This is a genomic window from Thermoleptolyngbya oregonensis NK1-22 (genome assembly GCF_032705245.1).
GTDB classification, from domain to species: Bacteria; Cyanobacteriota; Cyanobacteriia; order Elainellales; family Elainellaceae; genus Thermoleptolyngbya; species Thermoleptolyngbya sichuanensis.
Window position 1 is genome coordinate 2,977,125 of the sequence record NZ_CP053540.1, and the last position, 20,062, is coordinate 2,997,186.

The 20,062-nt window shown below is 45.3% G+C and carries 15 protein-coding genes and 1 pseudogene; all 16 read left to right on the plus strand.

The features are described 5' to 3' along the window. The first annotated feature begins 761 nt into the window (after positions 1-761). The 16 genes and pseudogenes from HNI00_RS12745 to HNI00_RS12820 all read left to right on the plus strand — a co-directional run bounded on the left by HNI00_RS12745 (position 762) and on the right by HNI00_RS12820 (position 19,870). Positions 762-2,675 carry an SLC13 family permease gene (locus tag HNI00_RS12745; RefSeq protein WP_316786700.1) on the plus strand — a complete coding sequence of 638 codons (1,914 nt, stop codon included), beginning with the start codon at positions 762-764 and terminating at the stop codon, positions 2,673-2,675. A gap of 11 nt (positions 2,676-2,686) precedes the next feature. Then, the gene (locus HNI00_RS12750; protein WP_316786702.1) at positions 2,687-3,688 is read left to right on the plus strand and encodes a 3'(2'),5'-bisphosphate nucleotidase; all 1,002 of its coding nucleotides are present in this window, start codon (positions 2,687-2,689) and stop codon (positions 3,686-3,688) included. Between the two features lie 271 nt (positions 3,689-3,959). Continuing rightward, positions 3,960-5,138: a sulfate adenylyltransferase gene (gene sat / locus HNI00_RS12755; protein ID WP_316786704.1), complete on the plus strand. Its 1,179-nt coding sequence runs from the start codon at positions 3,960-3,962 to the stop codon at positions 5,136-5,138. A 76-nt stretch (positions 5,139-5,214) separates the two neighbouring features. Then, positions 5,215-5,817, plus strand: coding sequence for an adenylyl-sulfate kinase (cysC, locus tag HNI00_RS12760; RefSeq protein WP_316786705.1), 603 nt, complete (start codon positions 5,215-5,217; stop codon positions 5,815-5,817). Positions 5,818-6,295: 478 nt separating this feature from the next. Beyond that, positions 6,296-6,718: pseudogene (locus HNI00_RS12765) on the plus strand (GDP-mannose 4,6-dehydratase); the annotation flags it as partial. Between the two features lie 94 nt (positions 6,719-6,812). After that, positions 6,813-8,627, plus strand: a complete 1,815-nt coding sequence (locus HNI00_RS12770; protein WP_316793429.1) for an ABC transporter ATP-binding protein — start codon at positions 6,813-6,815, stop codon at positions 8,625-8,627. A 170-nt stretch (positions 8,628-8,797) separates the two neighbouring features. Further along, positions 8,798-9,769, plus strand: coding sequence for a polysaccharide pyruvyl transferase family protein (locus HNI00_RS12775; protein ID WP_316786707.1), 972 nt, complete (start codon positions 8,798-8,800; stop codon positions 9,767-9,769). 100 nt (positions 9,770-9,869) lie between these two features. Then, positions 9,870-11,156: a glycosyltransferase family 4 protein gene (locus HNI00_RS12780; protein WP_316786710.1), complete on the plus strand. Its 1,287-nt coding sequence runs from the start codon at positions 9,870-9,872 to the stop codon at positions 11,154-11,156. A gap of 139 nt (positions 11,157-11,295) precedes the next feature. After that, positions 11,296-12,240: a glycosyltransferase family 2 protein gene (locus HNI00_RS12785; RefSeq protein ID WP_316786712.1), complete on the plus strand. Its 945-nt coding sequence runs from the start codon at positions 11,296-11,298 to the stop codon at positions 12,238-12,240. A 39-nt stretch (positions 12,241-12,279) separates the two neighbouring features. Further along, entirely contained in the window at positions 12,280-13,428 is a 1,149-nt protein-coding gene (locus tag HNI00_RS12790; RefSeq protein ID WP_316786713.1) for a glycosyltransferase family 61 protein, read from the plus strand. A 225-nt stretch (positions 13,429-13,653) separates the two neighbouring features. Beyond that, positions 13,654-14,457: a hypothetical protein gene (locus HNI00_RS12795; protein WP_316786715.1), complete on the plus strand. Its 804-nt coding sequence runs from the start codon at positions 13,654-13,656 to the stop codon at positions 14,455-14,457. Between the two features lie 8 nt (positions 14,458-14,465). After that, positions 14,466-15,362 (plus strand): glycosyltransferase family 2 protein, encoded by an 897-nt coding sequence (locus HNI00_RS12800; protein WP_316786717.1) that lies wholly within the window; start codon positions 14,466-14,468, stop codon positions 15,360-15,362. Next, positions 15,359-16,618, plus strand: coding sequence for a glycosyltransferase (locus HNI00_RS12805; protein ID WP_316786719.1), 1,260 nt, complete (start codon positions 15,359-15,361; stop codon positions 16,616-16,618). The genes HNI00_RS12800 and HNI00_RS12805 overlap by 4 nt, the downstream gene beginning before the upstream one ends. After that, positions 16,606-17,790: a glycosyltransferase family 4 protein gene (locus tag HNI00_RS12810; RefSeq protein ID WP_316786721.1), complete on the plus strand. Its 1,185-nt coding sequence runs from the start codon at positions 16,606-16,608 to the stop codon at positions 17,788-17,790. Before HNI00_RS12805 ends, HNI00_RS12810 begins: the two co-directional genes overlap by 13 nt. A gap of 64 nt (positions 17,791-17,854) precedes the next feature. Next, positions 17,855-19,198 carry a hypothetical protein gene (locus HNI00_RS12815; protein ID WP_316786723.1) on the plus strand — a complete coding sequence of 448 codons (1,344 nt, stop codon included), beginning with the start codon at positions 17,855-17,857 and terminating at the stop codon, positions 19,196-19,198. 396 nt (positions 19,199-19,594) lie between these two features. Next, positions 19,595-19,870, plus strand: coding sequence for a hypothetical protein (locus HNI00_RS12820; RefSeq protein ID WP_316786724.1), 276 nt, complete (start codon positions 19,595-19,597; stop codon positions 19,868-19,870). Positions 19,871-20,062: the final 192 nt, after the last annotated feature.

Sequence of the window (20,062 nt, forward strand, 5' to 3'; positions counted from 1 at the left end):
AGACGACATGAGTTCTGTTAGATATTTACGCTTTTCCGCATTCGGGCCCGGATTTTTACGGAAAGTCGGATTAACAGCAGGGGGCGATTTTTTCTGGAGCAGCGGGCGATCGCCCCACAATTTCCTGCTCATCACCGCCTAATCCTCTTCAGATCCTCAGCACATCTGCCCTCGGCAAAGCGTCGCGAAAAGCACCCTCCGAAAATCTGGATAAACCAAACGTCGCATCAGCAAATTTCCGAATACTCCGGATTTCCACGAAGCCTTCATGAACTTGGATACAGAAGGCTTCGAGTTCATGTTGCATTCTGTTAACTTGCCTTCGAGATGTTTAAGAGAGCAGAAGTGTTCAATCCTAATCGTAGAACTTGACAATTCTGGTGTTGAAGTTTGGCTTTGAAGTAGTCTCAATGCCTTACCTACTAATAACAGTTTCATGAATCTACGCGAATCAGCTTGTTTTTTACCAGAATCTAGAACATATGATCTTTAGAGATAGTCCAGTCTCTTTTCATTAGGCTGGCTTTTAATGCCACAGGGCGCCTGCATACATCATGGCATTTGGAATTGACTTTAACTGACCAGTAGTTGGTTGAGCCTAGCTAGTCGCTAGTCCACTAGAGTGCATCTAAATCTAAAAATAAATAGCAACCTAAGGGTTTCTTGAGAATTATCAGTAAAAGCTTGAAGTCTGAGAGCTTAGTTGCTACATCTCGATTCTGAAATTAATGGTTGCTTCTTATCAGTTCGATGAGTAGAACATGAAGTTGCAAATCTGGCAGATGGAATGGTGGATGAGCAGAGCGAAGCCCAAGAGATTCTGGGCTTTTTGGGGTCTGTTTTGTCTTGGAGCCAGTGTTTTTTTGGGCTTTTGCCTTCCAGGACTTTTGGTAGACTTCGATTCTTGGAATTGGCACGCCGGACTAACTATCTTGGTAATACTAAATGCATTTTTTTTAAATGCATTTACATCATTACCCCCGCACATTGTTTTCCTAGGCGGTTTAGCTATCTTAATGATTGTCGGCACTTTGGACACCGAAGATGCGCTATCAGGTTTTAGTAATCCTGGGATGATTACTATTGCAATCTTGTATGTGGTAGTTGCTGGACTTCAGCAAACAGGAGCACTATCTTGGATTACTCAGCATATCCTAGGACTTCCTAGAAGCCAGGAAAGGGCATTAGTTCGATTGATATTGCCAGTTATGTGTTTAAGCTCGATACTGAATAACACCCCAGTCGTGGCAATGTTCATCCCAGTTGTTAATGAGTGGTGTCGCAAGCTTAAGATCAGTCCTTCAAAGTTGATGATTCCCCTAAGCTATGCTGCTATCTTTGGCGGTGTTTGTACGCTAATTGGTACAAGTACAAATCTTGTGGTTAATGGCCTGCTTATTTCTGAAACCAGTCATCCCGGATTAAATCTGTTAGATATTTCTCGAGTTGGCTTTCCCTGTGCAATTGCAGGAACTACATTTTTAATCTTAACGCATAAATGGTTGTTGCCTAAGCGGAAATCTGCTTTTGGCATGGTAACAGATCCGCGCCAGTATACAGTGGAAATGCTCATTTCTGCCAACAGTCAAGTAGAGGGTAAGACTGTAGAGCAGGCAGGGCTGAGACACTTGCCAAATCTATACCTGGCAGAAATCATACGCGGAGAAACAATATTGCCAGCAGTGAGTCCAAAAGAAGTATTACAAGAGCAAGATCGCTTGGTTTTTGTTGGTGCGGTGGAGTCTATTGTGGATCTGCATCGTTTTCGAGGATTATATCCAGCAACTGATCAAGTTTTCAAACTAGATACCCCACGTTTAGGTCGCTGCCTTCTCGAAGCAGTAGTTTCAAATGTTTCCCCTTTGACGGGAAAAACGATTCGAGAAATCGCTTTTCGAACTCGTTATAATGCTGTCGTTATTGCGGTTGCTCGTCATGGCGATCGCCTCCCTGGAAAGATTGGTGATATTTGCATACAAGCGGGTGACGTTCTATTGCTGGAAGCTAATCCTACATTTGAAGAACAGTATCGATCGTCCAAAGACTTTTACTTAGTTAGTTCAGTCCCGGATTCAACACCACTTAACCATGAAAAGGCACCATTCGCGCTTCTTGCCTTAGGTGTAATGGTGGTTCTGGCCTCTTTCGGTTGGATGGATATGTTGAGTGCGGCTACGCTGGCTGCAATGGTGATTTTAATTACTGGCTGCTGTTCTCCTATCAAGGCGATATCTAGCATTGAATGGCCAGTGTTATTAGTTATAGCTGCCACATTAGGCATAGGAAAGGCAATGGAGTCAACTGGAGCAGCCGGAGCAATTGCTGCTATCCTGCTTGAACCCGCAGGTACTAACCCCTGGATTGCATTAAACATTATTTATGGAACTACAACTCTTCTGACTGAAATTGTGACCAATAATGCTGCTGCTGCTCTAGTATTTCCAATTGCAATTGCTCTTTCCAAAGATTTAGGGGTTAACTATCTTCCGTTTGTAATCGCTATTATGGTGGCGGCCTCTGCTAGTTTTGCGACCCCGATTGGTTATCAGACCAACCTTATGGTTTACGGACCTGGAGGCTATAAGTTTTCAGATTTTGTGAAAGTAGGCATCCCTATAAATTTGGTGTTTTGGGTAGTCTCTATTGTTATCATTCCGGCAGCCTTTCCATTCTAAGGAATTATCGTATGCTTTGTCCTTCAGAACAGTCTTCTAAATATATTTCCGAACAAAATACAGCGATCGCTGCTGTTGTTGCTGCTGCAAAGCTGTGTGAAATGGTGCAAAAAGAGGTGTTTGTTCAGGGTATAGAAAAACAGGATCGCAGTCCGGTCACAATTGCAGACTTTGCCTCACAGGCTCTGATTTGTAGAACCATTGCTTCTACTTTTCCTAATGATGCAATCGTTGCAGAAGAAGATGCTGCAAGTTTACGTCGCCCTGAAATGACTAGATGTTTGCAGCAGGTCACGCGCTTTGTAAAGCGTGTAACGCCGGATGTAGATGCCGAGTCAGTACTTGATTGGATTGATAGAGGAAGTTCTGAAACAGTTAAAGCACGCTATTGGACACTTGATCCAATTGATGGGACTAAAGGATTTTTGCGTGGAGATCAATATGCGATCGCCCTTGCACTTATCGAAAATGGAGAAGTAAAGCTTGGCATACTGGCTTGCCCGTCCCTGCCTTTAGAACTGGACCATCCAGAGGGAGACCGAGGAGTCCTATTCTATGCAATCAGGAATAAAGGTGCTTATCGAAGAGGAATTAACCAAACAGATGTCCACTCCATTCATGTTGCGAATCCCAATGATCAACAAAAACTCCGATTTGTAGAAGGTGTTGAAACAGCGCATAGCGATCATTCAAAACAGGAAGCTTTAGCTCAAAGTGTTGGAATTCAGGCACCCTCCATTCGCATGGACAGTCAAGCAAAATATGGCATGATTGCCCAAGGACAAGCTGCACTGTACCTGCGCTTACCCAATCCAGCATCACCTAACTATCGGGAGAAAATCTGGGATCATGCTGCCGGTAGTATCCTCGTTGAGGAAGCAGGAGGACGAGTTACAGATATGAGAGGGCGACCTCTGCAATTCTCGACTGGGCGATCGCTCCAAGAAAATCAGGGCATTATTGCAAGCAACGGTATGTTACATGATGCTATTCTTAAAGCATTAAACGCATAGTTTTACTTCAACAAGTTCAACTAGTGCTCGAGAAAACTACCAAGCTTTGGTGAAGCCAATTTAACTATCTGACAGATGTATATGAATTATGGATCTGGCGTAAAGTCTATCAAGAATTGTAGGCATTTAAGCTTTTTTAAGTAGCTTGAAAGAAGGTGTTTGTAGAAAAGCTGGCTTTTCTTTGATGTTCCCAGAGCATAGATAGTATTAGTCTGCCAGGGTGCTAACTCTACCTCGAAGTACTTTGTAGCGTTAGCAGAGGAGTTATACCTTGAGTCATTACAAGGATACGATCGCTCCCCATGGTGGGCGACTGGTGAATCGCATCGCAACTTCCGATCAAAAACAAGAATTTCTAGAAAAAGCGAGCTATCTGTCGCGAATCACCATTAACGATCGCTCTCGTTCCGACTTAGAAATGATCGCCATCGGTGGATTCAGCCCTTTAACTGGGTTTATGGAGAAGCACGACTATGACTCAGTTGTGAGCCAAATGCATCTAAGCAACGGGCTACCCTGGTCAATTCCTGTTACCCTCCCAGTTTCAGAAGAAATTGCTGCGTCACTTACAGAAGGAAGTCTGGTGCGACTAGATGACACTAGTGGTCAGTTTATAGGCGTTCTCGAATTAACGCAGAAATATACTTACGACAAATCGCGTGAGGTAGCTTGCGTCTACCGCACTGATGACGAAAAGCATCCTGGTGTCAAAGTAATTTATCAACAGGGCGCAGTAAACTTAGCAGGCCCCGTCTATCTGCTAACGCGCAATCCGCATCCCCTCTTCCCGGCGTATCAAATTGACCCTGCGGCTTCTCGCGCTCAGTTTCGCGAAAAAGGCTGGAAAACAGTCGTTGGCTTCCAAACTCGTAATCCCATCCACCGTGCCCACGAATATATTCAAAAATGCGCGTTGGAAACCGTAGATGGTCTTTTCCTTCATCCACTCGTCGGCGCAACTAAAAGTGATGACATTCCTGCAGATGTGCGGATGCGCTGTTATGAAATCTTGCTAGAAAAATATTTTCCAAGAGATCGTGTCATCCTGGCAATTTTCCCTGCAGCAATGCGTTACGCTGGCCCGCGTGAAGCAATTTTCCACGCGCTCGTTCGCAAAAACTATGGTTGCACCCACTTCATTGTTGGACGGGATCATGCAGGTGTTGGTGATTACTATGGCACCTATGATGCACAGCATATTTTTGACGAGTTTGATCCAGAGCTATTGGGTATTACGCCAATGAAGTTTGAACATGCCTTTTACTGCACACGAACCCAGCAAATGGCAACTTCAAAGACGAGTTCTAGCACTCCAGAAGAACGTGTTCATCTATCAGGAACAAAAGTTCGTGAAATGCTGAGACGTGGAGAGCTTCCCCCGCCTGAGTTTTCGCGCCCTGAAGTAGCAGCAGAACTCATCAAGGCAATGAAGCCTTTGGTAGGTATTTAGGGTGACTCATTCCTAGAAACCATTTTGGAGCCCTTAAAACACTCAACTCAGTCACCACTTATCCGGGAGAAGATTTATGCAACAGCGTGGCGTAACAGTCTGGTTTACAGGACTCAGCGGTGCAGGTAAAACGACTATTTGCCAGGCAGTAGAAGCTCAATTGCGACAGCAGGGATATGCAGTTGAAGTGTTAGATGGTGACATCGTGCGAGAGAATTTGACTAAAGGATTAGGGTTCTCGAAGGAAGATCGTGATGAAAATATCCGTCGCATCGGATTTGTGTCTCAATTGTTGACTCGAAACGGAGTAATTGTACTAGTATCTGCGATTTCTCCCTACCGTGCAGTGCGAGAGGAAGTGCGGGAGCGAATTGGCAACTTTATAGAAGTTTATGTAAGCGCCCCACTTGCCGCGTGTGAAGCACGAGATGTTAAGGGTTTGTATAAACGAGCAAGAGCCGGAGAAATCAAGAACTTTACTGGCATTGATGATCCCTATGAGCCACCATTGGCTCCTGAAGTAGATTGCCAGACTCATCTAGAAACACTGGACGAGAGTGTTTCCAAAGTAATCGCCACTCTGAAAAGCTATTTGGAGGCCAATGTCACACCAGAAGCTCAGCCGAAATTTTGTTTGGAAGCTGGACTAGCGATGCAGTCGGGCTTGAAAGGCATTTAAATTTATTCTCCGTAATAAGCATTGATCCAGAGAATCGAGAGGGTTCCGTAAAACTCCTGGATTATTCCGGATTTTGATTAACCCTGAGTGAACTTGTTGATGAGCCATGGCTAAGATTGTGCTGCACTGATTAGATTGACAGGAATCTAAAAATCGATGTCCTAAGGTCATAGATAGATTGCAAATCAGGATAGGGCGATCGCCATTAATCTTTGAATGTTCCACGACTCTCCCGAAGTGACAATTTAAGGCACTCTGAAACTTACAATTAAATAGCTCTTCGAACCCCTCTATGTTGTTCCAGTCTGGTTACAGTCGTCACCTTATTAGTTTATCTCTCTTGATTGCTATCTACCCAGAGCTTATTCAATGCAATGTTCACCATGAGCATATTCATTAATACCTCTCTTTACCTCAGTCAATCTGTTAATTTTTCATCGAAGTTCGAGTTCTCAATTCGTCGGCATAGCATAGCTCCATGAATATTCTTGTTACTGGAATTGCTGGCTTCATTGGTCATGCTCTTGCACAGCGTCTCCTTGCTGAGGGAGTTGATGTCTACGGAATCGACAACTTAAATCCCTACTATGATGTCCAACTGAAGCGCGATCGCTTAGATACCATTCTTGAGTATCCAAATCTTACGTTTAAGCACGTTGATATTTTTAATCGAGACGAGATTCTAGATATAGCAGGGGACAGAATGGCTAGGACAAGCATCAAACTGAAAACCTTGATGCAGCTAAGACTTCAGACCTGACCTCCTGACCCCTGCTATATATTTAGGAATCAAAAATTTGACTATGTGATTCATCTAGCAGCCCAGGCAGGTATTCGCTATTCTCTTGAGAATCCCTTTGCCTATGCGGCTAGTAACTTAACAGGATTTATAAATATCCTTATCTTCACTGATTGTATAGAGGTAGTCGCTTCCGTAAGCACGGCAAATCTAGTTATAGGCAACGAAGAACCCAGATTGGTGAAAGTTATTGAGTATGAGTAATAGAAAGCGACGCAATAGTTTAATTCATGAAATCTGGCATTTATTGGGGTATCTCAGCCGTCGCCGGAAACGTCAGCTAGGGCTGCTGCTCATTTTGATGATGGCCTCATCCCTAAGCGAGGTGATCAGTCTAGGCGCAGTCTTTCCCTTTTTGGGCGCACTCAGCAATGCAGAGCGGATCTTAACCTCCCCTCAATGGCAGCCCTTCTGGGAAACCCTACGAATTGAAACCCCAGGACAGCTCGTTGCCATCCTTGCCCTCGTCTTTGTCGTTGCCGTCTTGGTGGCAAATGCGCTCCGTCTTTTGACGCTCAATGTGCAAACGCATCTTGGGGCGGGATTGGGTAGCGATATTAGCTGTCAGCTTTTTAGCAAAACATTGTTGCAGCCCTATAGCTTTCATGTGCAGCACAGCAGCAACGATTTAATTAATTTAGTCACGGTTGATGCGCGTAAGCTAACCAGCTTTATCTTTATTCCGCTGCTCACGCTTGTAACCAACAGCTTAGTCGTGCTGGCTCTGGTCGGCGGATTGTTTCTGATTGATGCCCAGGCGGCGACTATTTCTGCGGTGGCGCTTGGCGGTGCCTACACAGTGCTCTATCGCTGGCGGCGTAAGTTGCTCACCCGCAACAGCCAAATCCTCGTCGAAACCAATCAGCAGCAGATCAAAGTGGTGCAAGAGGGGGTTGGTGGTATTCGAGATGTGCTGATTGGGGGAACGCACGAGTTCTTTCAGCAGGTGTACAAAGAGGCGGATAGTCCCTATCGTCATGCCACTGCCTCTAACCAGGTGATTTCTCAGTCGCCACGATACATTATTGAAGCGCTGGCGATGTCTGCCATCGGTTTACTCGCGCTAAGTATGGGTCGCGGCGGAGACTTTACTCAGGTTTTGCCCGTGCTGGGCAGTTTGGCGCTGGGGGCAAATCGATTGTTGCCAACAGTACAGGGAGTGTTTGGTGCGATCGTTCAAATGCAGAGTGCGCGGGCATCGTTGCAGCGGGTATTAATTGCGCTGCAGCGATCGGTTGATCCGATGCTGGTTTGGTTGCCGAGTAACGGATTGCCGCTTGAAGAGGAGTTGCGGTTTGATCAGGTGTGGTTTCGCTACGGTAATGATTCAGATTGGGTCTTAAAGGATCTCAGTTTCAAGATCGCCGCGAAGACTACGGTAGCGTTTGTGGGGAGTACGGGCAGCGGTAAGAGTACCAGCGCAGACTTAATTTTAGGATTGCTGAAACCCCAAAAGGGAATGATATGCGTAGACGGTCAGCCATTGGAGGGAGAGCGGTTGCGCCAGTGGCAGCAATGTATTGCCCATGTGCCGCAAAGTATCTTTTTAACGGACGCAACGATTACGGAAAATATTGCGTTTGGGATTCCTAAGGAGAATATCGATTTTGAGCAGGTGCGTCGGGCAGCTCGCTTAGCTCAGATTGATGAGTACATTGCTCAACTCCCTGCAGGATATGACACCTATGTGGGAGAGCGAGGGGTGCGTCTTTCGGGTGGACAACGACAGCGGATTGGCATTGCGCGGGCGTTGTATCGGCAAGCATCCGTCATTATTTTTGATGAGGCAACGAGTGCTTTAGATAATGCAACGGAGAGAGAAGTTATGGCGGCAATTCATGGGTTAAGCCGTCAGTTTACGGTGATTTTGATTGCTCATCGTCTCAGCACGGTGGAGAAGTGCGATGTCATTTTTGAACTCAATCAGGGACGGCTAGCTGCAAAAGGAAATTATCAAGATCTGGTAGCGACTAGTCCTAGTTTTAGAACAATGGTTCAAGAAATTAAGTAATACTTTTAAAATATCACTATGCTGATTTCTGTTTGAATGTCTTGACAGACCATCATGATATTGATTTCTCTTATCTAGAGGCTTATGTGATTCTTACAGGATATTTTTTGTAACGAGTACAAATATCAGTTCCGATTGAAATTTAACTTAGGAGTAGCCAGAAAGACGCAATGACGACATACATCAAAGAGTATCTTAACTCCTTACGCGATCTAAATAGACCCATATATTATTATCCAAATCCAGGCAATGGCGGGGATTCTATAATTGCTGCTGCAACCTTTCAATTACTTAAGGAGTGCGCTGTAAACTATACAATCTTTCCCTGGCAAGCAATACAAAACAAGTTGAACACTCGTTCTTCAGAACCTTCTAATCTGTCACAAGCAATTATTCTTTACGGTGGCGGAGGTAATTTGGTTAACAACTATCATGGAGCAGCTCGAAAGATTCTTGAGAAATATCATGATCTAGTTTACAAGTTTGTAATTCTTCCACACACCATAAATACACATGAGGATTTACTAGCTCGCCTTGGAAGTAATGTCGAGATAATTTGCAGAGAAGAAGTTTCCTACAAATATGTGAAAGCTAAAGCACTGAAAGCGAATGTTTTGTTGATGGATGACTTAGGGCTTAGCCTGAATATTGAAAAACTTTTCCAAGAAAAGCAATTAAACTATTTCAGCAACAGTCTTAAAAAGATATATTATGCCTTGATGCAAGACAAGAGGCAGTATGAATTCCCGTCGCCAAAACATCTGAGTTCTAATGACATTGATTTCTTCGTAAAAAGTTTTCAGAAGCGCTTAAATACAAAAGAATTTGAAGAACTAAATTGTTTCAGGACGGATAGTGAAAAAACTGATTTTGAGCTTCCCAAGGATAACATAGATCTTTCGTTGTCTATTTGCTATGGAACTCATAACGAGTCAGTTTCATATTTTACCAGTAGAAAGATTATAGAGTATATTGATCTGTTCCATACAGTTAATACCAATCGACTGCATATTGCTATTCCATCCGCACTTTTAGGTAAGAGAGTTCGCTTTTTTGCAAATAATTATTATAAGTGCAGGGCTATCTATGAATACTCTTTGGAGAGTAGATTTCCAAATGTTGAATGGATATCGAATGCATAATCCACTTCTGAAATCACACCTCTAACTTTAGGCTTGTAGGGTTTAGAAATATTTTTTAGAGGTGTTATTGGTCAACATTCAGTTACAATTAGGATCTGGCATGAGTCTGAAATCAGAAATCAAAATATATATTCCAGTTTTTTCATCTGCTGCCCAGTCTAAAGAGTTCTCTTTGAAAGGAGAGAACCCAGGTGTAGGTGGAACTGAATTCATTGCTATAAAGCTTGCAATAGAAATCGCTAAATTGTGCCCAGATTTAGACGTTGTTTTAGTCAGTGAAAGCAAAATACAAATCAAAGACTTTTTTGTTCAACAACTGGTTTTTGAAAATCCTAGAGACTTTTTTAGATTTTGTTTGCCTGAGAGACAGAGTCTAATAATATCCTGTGTTTCACTGCTTAGAAAAGTTGATCCCGATTTAATTAAAAACATAAAGAATAAGTTGATATGTTGGAGTCATCATCCGTTTGACGTATATCTTAGAGAAATTACAGATCAAGTTGATCTAGAGCATATTGTTTGTGTCGGAGTATATCAGTTTTACTCAAACAAATCTTCGAAATCAAATATTTATCACATTCAAAACATCTTTGGATCTTCTAGTTTAGAAAAGCTTTCTCTTGAGAAAGAATCTAATTGTCAAAACATTAACATTGTTAGCCTTGGGGCATTGATTCCTGGAAAAAGCTTTGTAGAAGTTGCCAAAGCTTGGAATCAATTAAAAAAGCAAATTCCAGGTGTAAAACTGCATGTAATTGGCTCCGCTTCCACCTATGGCTCAAAGCTAGAATTTGATCTAGTTCCTGCGTCTCCAGACTATGCTAAGGAGATTTTGAAATATATTCCTGAAAACGATATTCAGAATGGCGAAGTTATTTTTCATGGGAACCTAGGTGAAGAGAAATTCGACATTATTAAACAATGTGATTTAGCCATTCTTAATCCAACTGGATTTACTGAAGCTTTTCCTGCTTCGCCTCTAGAATGTATGGCTTGCGGAGTGCCCGTTATCGCTTCCGATGACTATGGCATGTCAGACTGTATGCGCTTCTTCCCAGAGCTAGTCATTAATGGTCATCAAAATATAGCCGAAAGAGCTGAATGGCTACTGGAAGATCCATTACGATACCGCGAACTACAACAGCGCTCAATATCAGTTGCTCAATGGTTTGCGTCTCAGAAGGATCAAATCATTACACGATGGATTAGGTTGATAGAGGCGGTTGCCGAAGGAAAGACACAAGAGCTTCGGTTAGATCCCGTCATGCCTTTCTATGGCTCTAAAACTGTTCTGATATATCGGCGAGACATCCGGCCTAAGCTTGCCAAACTCAATAGCTATAGAAGAGAAATAATGGGGCACCTCGAAAAATTCAGATCCTCTTGAGAATGACTACGAGAAAACAAGGGTTTCAGACTCCTGAAATTCTCAATAAGGCAATTAATCGAGGTGCCCAATGAAAGCACTGAATTTGAAAAAGTGACTTCTTCAATTGATTGGCATTTCCACAGCACTAAATATTGACATGGATACTCCAGTTTTACTCATTATCTTCAATCGACCAGATACAACTCAGAAAGTCTTTGAAGCCATTCGATCGATCAAGCCTTCCAAGTTGCTGATTTCAGCAGACGCTCCCCGTTCCCATAAACCTGATGAAGCTATAAAGTGCCAACACGCTAGGGCAATTACCGAAAAGATCGATTGGGATTGCGAAGTATATCGGCAGTATGCAGAAACTAACTTGGGCTGTAAACATGGCCCTATTAGCGCTATTAACTGGGCGTTTAGCATTGTAGATGAAGCAATAATCCTAGAAGACGATTGCATACCTAACGACGCTTTTTTCTACTTTTGCAACCATTTTTTACGCAAATACCGACATGATCATAGAGTCATGCAGATCGCTGGAACTAACCTTCTCGATCAATGGAAAAGCGATCGCCAAGACTATCATTTTTCATATAGCGGATGTATTTGGGGGTGGGCAACATGGAAGCGAGCTTGGCAATACTACGATCCAGATATGAAACTGCTGAACAATCCAGAAATTCAAAACAGGCTCAATGATGTGTTAACAGGACAGTACGAGTTCAGCCGTCGCATGCTACATTGGAAAACCGCCATTGAAAACAAGATTGATGCTTGGGATTATCAGTGGGATTTTGCACGGTTTGTTCAGTCAGGCCTTTGTGTTGTTCCTTCTAGAAATCTAGTTATTAATTTGGGGTTTGGACATCAAGATGCAACGCATACAGTTAAGGCTCGTAAAGGATTGGAAAACCAGCGCATGTATGACCTTTCTTTCCCTCTGAAGGAGAATCCCTATCTGATTGTCGATCGAGACTACGATCGCGCCATTTTGCCTGTTATTTTACCAAAGCCTAATCGCTTACTTCACGGACTCAAGAAGCCTTTAAAGGTTGTGTTTAAGTTTTTACCTTCAGGTCAATATCAAGAAGCAACCTAATAACTAATCAACACATGATTTTTGATGGGGCTAATATCTATGATCCAAGCCATACCATTTCAATCTATCGATAAGCTTGGCAGAGTTGCTCGAAAGCTCCTGGGTGCAGCGCTGATTCGTCGAGTTTCTTTAACCTCACAGAATAGCCCTTATCTGCTTACCCTCTCTTCATTTTCTGAACGAGCCATACCGACGCATATTCCCAAAAATATGGTCTTCTGGTCAGACGCTCGGCATCTCCAAAAAACAACCTACACCTCTTCCAAGATCTACACCGCCACGCTCGAAAACATTATTTATTGCAGCCAGTACAACACGATTCTCCTCAATCCCTTTTGCGTTCTCAAAGACTCTATTAGCACCGTCAAAATTCCCAGGCATCGGTTTGATATCTCTGTCCATTTTCGTAAAACCGAACCTGTGGCTGGCATTTGTACTGTTTTTCGCTCCTTTGAAGAACGAAATTTCTACCATACTTTAATCGATAACATTCCCCGACTGTTTCTACTGCATCATCCCGACTATCAACGGATTCCCGAAATTAACCTTCTCTACGTCGATCCGCTTAAAGACGTTGAGCAACATCTACTTCAGTCCATTCTGCCGCCCAACGTCAAACTTTATCCTGTGGACCGAAACAGAAATTATCGCATCGAAACGCTCATCTTTCCCTCGTTTCTCACCCAAGACTACGCCGCTTATCTCCCTCAGGAATATTTAACCCTGCTAGATCAGACTGTTGCGCCCCAGCGCCCCTCCAAGAAGAATCAACGCATCTTTATTAGTCGCGCCGTGAAACCCCACAAAAAGACTCGCTCTCGGTTTATCCTCAACGAGGATGCCTTGTTTGAACTCCTCGCGCCCTATGGGTTTCAGCGATATTATCTCGAAAATCTATCTTTTGCCGAGCAGATTGAACTGTTCTACGACTGCGAGTATATTGTTGCGGCGCATGGGGCAGGATTATCAAACCTCATCTTTTCGCCACATACCACCGTCCTAGAGCTATTTCCCACGCCCTATGTCGTCCCGTACTTTTATTTCCTTTGCGAAAGCCGTTCCCATCAGTATCACTATTGGTGTGGTGCGGAAACCCATCGAGACAGCAACTTTTCAGTTGATTTAGATGCCATTCAACACATCCTTGAGCATGACATTGGCATGCAACCCCAGAAAGTTTATGTCTAATCGGCATTTCTGTAGGCTGGCTTGAAACATTGCTGATTCTGCTTTTTTCGTCTGTATCTAGAACAAGAGGGGCAACGACTCATCCATCATTTTGCGCGTTGGTTGATTATGCATTTGGACTAGATGGATGGGCGATCGCCAGTCCCACACAGCGCTGGGACGTGTTGATACGCTAAAGCACTCAGTCGATGAGTTTTGTATATCCAGTTGTGTAACCAAACCACCATGAAAACCCAATCCACTGAAGCACCTGATTGCACCTCTACACAAACCGCCCAATCCAACCTCTATTCCTTCCCGAGTAAACTATCCCGCGCTCGTCATGAAGTGCGTCGTCAGATTGCGAAATATCCTGCGCTCTATCTACCCTTAGCCCGCAGCAAACATCAACCCGGACACTTCTATGATCCAGAAGTGGTAAGCCGAGAGACTGAAATCGTCATTGAGGCCTATCCTCGTTCTGGGAACTCTTTTGCCGTGACCGCGTTCAAGATGGCGCAGCAACGACCTATCCGAGTGGCTCACCATCTCCACGCCGCCGCCCAAGTGCGAACCGGAATTCAATACAACCTTCCCACCTTAGTAACAGTGCGAGATCCAGAAGAAGCTGTTTTATCCTACGTCATCCTCTCTCCGTTCTTGCTGGTTCGCCAAGCCTTGCAGAGCTATCTCGATTTTCATGAAGGGATTTTAGACCTCAAAGATCAGATGGTTGTGTCTACGTTTCAGCAGGTTACCACTGACTTTGGTCAGGTGATTCGTCGCGTGAATCAACGGTTTGGCAGTTCGTTCGCTGAATTTGAGCATACTGAAGCAAACGTGAAGCGCTGCTTTGAGCTGCAAGAAGAGGGCTGGGCTGCCAAAGGCCAACGCGAGCCGAATGTTGGGTTTCCCTCTGAAGAACGGAAACGCATCAAAGACCAGCTTCGGGAGCAATTCTATAGCGAATCGAGGGGCGATCGCTTGATCCAGATGCGGACTCGTGCCTATGAACTTTATGACCTCTTCTGCCAAGCTGCTGAGCAGTAAACCTTGCTATGACTGAACGTCCCTTGGCGTATATTGTGATTCCCGTTCACAATCGCAAAGTCACCACCCTGAATTGCCTTCAGCATTTGCAGACTAACGGTGATTTACAACGATATCAAGTGGTAATCGTGGATGATGGATCAACCGACGGAACTGCCGATGCTGTTCAGGCGGCCTATCCAGAGGTCGTGATCTTGCAGGGAGATGGCACCCTCTGGTGGACCGGCGGCACAGCGATGGGCATGGAATATGCCTACCGCCAGGGAGCGAAGTATATCATCTGGATGAATGATGACTGCATGCCTTTGCCCGGCACGCTTCCCAGCTTAGTTGATTTTATGCAAACTCATCCCAATACCCTGGCGGCACCGACCTGCTATGCCGGAGAACTCGATGAGGCCACCATTCAGCACAACGGGTTTCAAAATCGACAAGGCTGCGCCGCAAAGCCCGGCGAGTGTCTGGAAGTCAACGGTATGTCTGGCTGGTGTGTTGGGATGCCTGCCACGGTCATCTCGCATGTGGGTTTGCCCGATACGCAGCGATTTCCCCACTATTCTGGTGATGATATGTATACCTTACGGGCAACCAGAGCCGGATTCAAAGCCTATTTAATTGGGGACTTGCCGCTCGTTCTATTCGGCCCAGTGCATGCCCGCCTCCACTTCAAAGACTACTTCCGTCCGGGACAAACCCCCGCTCAAATTCTAACGGCGCTCTTCTGGGACAAAAAATCTCCCTATCGGCTTCCCACTCGATTCTTTGTGTTCATTGAGCGATACGGTTTCTTGGCAGGACTGCCTCTATTTCTGGCAAAACTGATGGCGTGGATCTGGCAGTATAGCAAACTACAGCTCGAGTTTTGGTTCAAACCCGATCGGTTCTCGATGAGGAGTAGCGTATGAAACGACTTAACGTTTTGATTTCTGCCTACTCCTGCGAACCCAATCGCGGCTCTGAGCCAGGGGTGGGCTGGAATATGGCACGGGCGATCGCCAAACACCATAACGTTTGGGTGTTGACCCGCCCGGATGAAAGCAAAGACGCAATTGAAGCGGAACTTTCGCAGAACCCGGTTCCCAACCTCCACATTGTCTATTTCACGCTTCCCTTCTGGCAAGACAGTATGCGCTGGGGACAATCGGGCGCAATGCAGATCCACTATTACCTATGGCAAATTCAAGCCTATTTTGTCGCACAGCGTCTCCATCGTGACATTGGTTTCGACGTGGCGCATCATGTCACGTTTGTGAAATATTCTAGCCCCTGCTTTCTGTCCCTCCTGCCGATTCCGCTCGTGTGGGGGCCGGTGGGGGGTGGCGAATCCGCCCCTCGATCTTTCTGGAAAGACTTTAGCCTGCGCGCCAAAGCCTATGAACTCGCCAGACTGTGCGTTCGTACGGTCGGAGAGCTTGATCCCTTTGTTCGCCTCACAATTCGACGCAGTGCCGTTATCCGTGCCACAACCCACGATACCGCTCGGCGACTCTACGCAATGGGCGCAATGGACGTTGAAATTGCCACGGAATCAGGGCTGTCCAGCGATGAAATCGATCGCCTTTCGCAATTGGGACAGCCTGCGAATGCTCCAGTTCGCTTTATTAGTATGGGGCGACTCCTGCACTGGAAAGGCTTCTACCTAGGACTGCGCGCCTTTGCGGAAGCGGATTTACCCAATGCTGAATATTGGATTTGTGGGGATGGGCCAGAATGGGATCAGCTTCAACAGCTCGCCCAGGATTTAAAGATTGAATCGCAGGTGACGTTTTTGGGAAGGCTTCCGCGTGAACAGGTGTTGGAAAAACTAGGTCAATGCCATGTATTGGTTCATCCTAGTTTGCATGATTCGGGAGGATGGGTTTGCTTAGAGGCAATGGCAGCCGGTAGACCCGTTCTTTGTCTCGATTTGGGAGGACCTGCAGTGCAAGTGACCAAGGATACTGGCTTTAAGGTATCTGCGATGACCCCGGAACAGTCGATTCACGACCTGGCGGACGGGATGCGGCAGCTGGCCCATGATGGTGATCTACGCCAGCGAATGGGAGATGCAGGCAAACGACTGGTCCAAAGCTTCCATAGTTGGGAATCGAAAGGGAATGAGTTAGCCCATCTCTATGAAAGCTTGGCGATGCAGGTGGAGAAAGTGTCGTGCGTATCTTGATGGTTCACAATCGCTACCAGATTCGGGGCGGCGAAGATGAATGTTTTGAGGCGGATGTACAGCTTTTGCGTCAAAGAGGTCATATCGTTGATGTCTATGAGGAAACCAACGATCGCCTATCAGAATTAAAGGCAAGCCAGCTCGTTCTCCAAACGATTTGGTCACGCTCTGCCTATCGCTCGATTCAGAAGTTGCTAGAGACTCACGCCTATGACGTGGTGCATGTCCAAAATTTCTTTCCCCTGATCTCTCCATCGGTCTATCATGCGGCACACCATGCAGGTGTACCTGTTGTGCAAACCCTACACAACTATCGCTTGCTGTGTCCTAATGCGCTCTTTTACCGCGATGGTCAGGTCTGTACAGACTGCTTAGGCAAACCAATTCCCTATCCTGGGGTACAGCATCGATGTTATCGCAACAGCCCCTTGGCGAGTGCTGGAGTCGCCACCATGCTGAGCATACACAACCTGATGCAGACCTGGATCAAGACCGTTGATCGGTACATTGCCTTGACAGAGTTTGCTCGCCAGGTTTTCATCACGGGAGGTATACCTGCTGAGAAAATCGTTGTGAAACCTCATTTTATTCATCCTGATCCGGGTATTGGATCGGGGAAAGGTGGATATGCGCTGTATGTGGGTCGGCTTTCGGTTGAAAAGGGGCTGGATACGTTGCTGGCGGCCTGGGAACGCCTGGATCAAACTATTCCCCTTAAAATCATTGGGGATGGCCCTTTAGCGCCCCAAGTAAAAGCGGCGGCAGACCGATTAGCGCAGGTGGAATGGCTGGGTCGTAAGCCTGTTCATGAGGTATATAACCTCATTGGGGAGGCCACCTGTTTGATCTTTCCCTCCCAGTGGTATGAAACCTTTGGACGAGTAGCAGTAGAGGCGTTTGCCAAGGGTACGCCTGTGATTGCGTCTAACATTGGGGCGATCGCCGAACTAGTAGAGTCAGGACGAACCGGACTGCATTTTCAGCCAGGAAACATAGATGATTTGGTGAACGCTGTTCTCAAGCTCGTAAATCACCCCGAACTGGCTGCCCAGATGAGGCTTGAGGCAAGAAAGGAGTTTGAAAACTACTATGACGTTGAGCATCACTATCAGCGAATCATGACTATCTATGCCCAGCTTTCCAAAAAAACAACATCAGATTTTATCTCTTAGTTTCCCATGTATTCAGGACATTTTAAGTTGGCGATCGCGTTTTGAAACTTAGACGATATTAGATATGAATTTTTTGAATGGGTTCAAAACTATTCGTGTTTCGACTCTACTAGCGATCGCCTTTGCCACCGTTTTCTTTCCACGGATCTTAGATAATTGGGGCGCTCCGTCAGCCGTTAACTTTGTACACTTTGCAATAGTTCCCCTCATTGTAGGCATATTTTTAATCACCAGTCGGAAAATCAAAGCTCAATATGCTCTCATGCATGCTGAGATGCTGATTGGCCTTTATCTATTTGCCATCATTGGGTTTGCCAGTGGTTTCTTGAATGGTGTCGGAGTGATTAATATTTTAGTTAGTTTTTTGCTTTGGGCTGAACCATTTATGTTTCTAGTGTCAGCGGTGAAGCTTTCTTCTTCTCCTGGACAGGTTAAAGAGTTTAGATTTTGGATTTTAGGGTTTTTAATTTTTCATCTAATTCTGGCGCTGTTTCAGTTCGTGGTATTAGGTCATTTCGGTGATTCGGTGCAGGGCGTATTTTATTTTTCAGGTTCAGGACATGTCGTCGGGGCTTCGGTGTCTGCAAGTTTGAGCTTATACACCTTTTCCCACTTGTTTAAGGCTCCGATGTGGATTCGGATTGCGATCGCCAGCCTCAGCCTCATTCACATTATCATCTCTGATGCAAAACAGGTGATCGTTGTCCTAGTCCTTGCTTATGCTTTGATGGTGTTCATTAATTTGGTGGATATCAGAAGGTTGTTTTTATACACCATTGGGCTTGCCTTGTTTCTATATGCCTTTATCTGGTGTGTAAATACCTTTCCCTTTCTCGGCGCATTTAAAACGTGGGCCGATTTAAGTCTTTATGGCCCCGATGGAGATGCAACGCTCTTAAAAACAGCGGGTATCCGGATCATGATCGAGCATTTTCAAACTCCTCTAAACTGGCTTCTAGGGCTAGGGCCAGGACATACAGTAGATCGTCTTGGAGGCTGGATGCTCAAAGATTACAGCAGTTTGCTTTCGCCCCTGGGCTCTACAACTTCCCCCGTAAGCGATGCTGTTTGGGCGGCCGTTGCCAATAGTTGGTTGGGCGATCGCAGCAGCTTCTTTTCGCCATTTTGGGGTTGGTCTGCGCTTTGGGGCGACTTTGGCTTTATCGGCCTACTAGCCTATCTCTATCTGGCAATGGTGGTATGGCGACACCTCTGTGTAGACGATGCCTCCAGAGTGCTAATGCTTACAGTTTTGATTCACGGGTTTATCTTCACGCAGATGCAGGAACCCGGATACATGCTGACGGTCGCTTGTTTGATCGGTCTGCGGTGGAACGAGTATCAGTTAGAGAAGCTGCAAAAGACAACACCTGTGCGAGTCAAATTGAGATATTCGCTCAACACATAGCAGACGACTGACGCTCTATGTAAGGTTGCTTAATGGTCTAAATGCTAACATCTTTGAAGCTTCTGTAAATCTACGGAAATAGCGTTGAACAAAAAGGAAATTCGTTTGATAATGATGCTGCTGCACAACTACGCTAACTACACACGACAGGGATAAAATCTATCGCTACATAGCTTTGTCGATTAGTGCATCGTCCAGAGATGGCTTAGCAGCTTCCTATTTTCTAAAGAGCGTTTAGAAACTGGGGAATAAGTCACATCAACAGAATTAAGGGATACTTAGCAACTCTAGAGTAAGACTCACCACCGTTGAATCGCTAAGAGGCGAGAGGATTCCAGCACGGTGAAGCTAGAGTTCGTGCATCCACAGAATACAAATTCTTGGGAGAATTTTAACATGATTCGTTCATTGGCTACAGGTTCGGCCGTTGCCCTCGCAACAGTGAGCATCAGCACAATAACAGCCTTCTCTGCCCATGCAGTTTCCCTCACACCCAATCCTGCTACGTGTAATACCAGTAGAGTGAGCTTTGCAACTCAGTGCGCTGGTGTTTACGGTGCTCCACAAAACAACGCTAATCCTCAGTCATCAGAAGTTTTAACCGCGCTGAATGACGACAACCTATTTGGTGATATCAATGACTGGAAGTTTTATGTAAAGAGAGAGAATTAAAATTCGTTTAGTCCTAACCCCCTTGGACTGACCCTCACCGGTCTTGGAACGACATCAGGAACATTTTCGTTTAGTAACATCGGCTCGGCATATACCAACTTAGTCATTGGGCTGAAAGCGGGGCCTCGATATGCTCTTTACTTCATTCCTAAGGGCACGTACTTAAACAACATCAGCTTTAACTGGTCTACC

Coding starts and splice junctions, on each gene's coding strand:
- HNI00_RS12745 (WP_316786700.1), top strand. CDS start 762: ATGAAGTTGCAAATCTGGCAGATGGAATGGTGGATGAGCAGAGCGAAG.
- HNI00_RS12750 (WP_316786702.1), top strand. CDS start 2,687: ATGCTTTGTCCTTCAGAACAGTCTTCTAAATATATTTCCGAACAAAAT.
- cysC (WP_316786705.1), top strand. CDS start 5,215: ATGCAACAGCGTGGCGTAACAGTCTGGTTTACAGGACTCAGCGGTGCA.
- HNI00_RS12770 (WP_316793429.1), top strand. CDS start 6,813: ATGAGTAATAGAAAGCGACGCAATAGTTTAATTCATGAAATCTGGCAT.
- HNI00_RS12775 (WP_316786707.1), top strand. CDS start 8,798: ATGACGACATACATCAAAGAGTATCTTAACTCCTTACGCGATCTAAAT.
- HNI00_RS12780 (WP_316786710.1), top strand. CDS start 9,870: ATGAGTCTGAAATCAGAAATCAAAATATATATTCCAGTTTTTTCATCT.
- HNI00_RS12785 (WP_316786712.1), top strand. CDS start 11,296: ATGGATACTCCAGTTTTACTCATTATCTTCAATCGACCAGATACAACT.
- HNI00_RS12790 (WP_316786713.1), top strand. CDS start 12,280: ATGATCCAAGCCATACCATTTCAATCTATCGATAAGCTTGGCAGAGTT.
- HNI00_RS12795 (WP_316786715.1), top strand. CDS start 13,654: ATGAAAACCCAATCCACTGAAGCACCTGATTGCACCTCTACACAAACC.
- HNI00_RS12800 (WP_316786717.1), top strand. CDS start 14,466: ATGACTGAACGTCCCTTGGCGTATATTGTGATTCCCGTTCACAATCGC.
- HNI00_RS12805 (WP_316786719.1), top strand. CDS start 15,359: ATGAAACGACTTAACGTTTTGATTTCTGCCTACTCCTGCGAACCCAAT.
- HNI00_RS12815 (WP_316786723.1), top strand. CDS start 17,855: ATGAATTTTTTGAATGGGTTCAAAACTATTCGTGTTTCGACTCTACTA.
- HNI00_RS12820 (WP_316786724.1), top strand. CDS start 19,595: ATGATTCGTTCATTGGCTACAGGTTCGGCCGTTGCCCTCGCAACAGTG.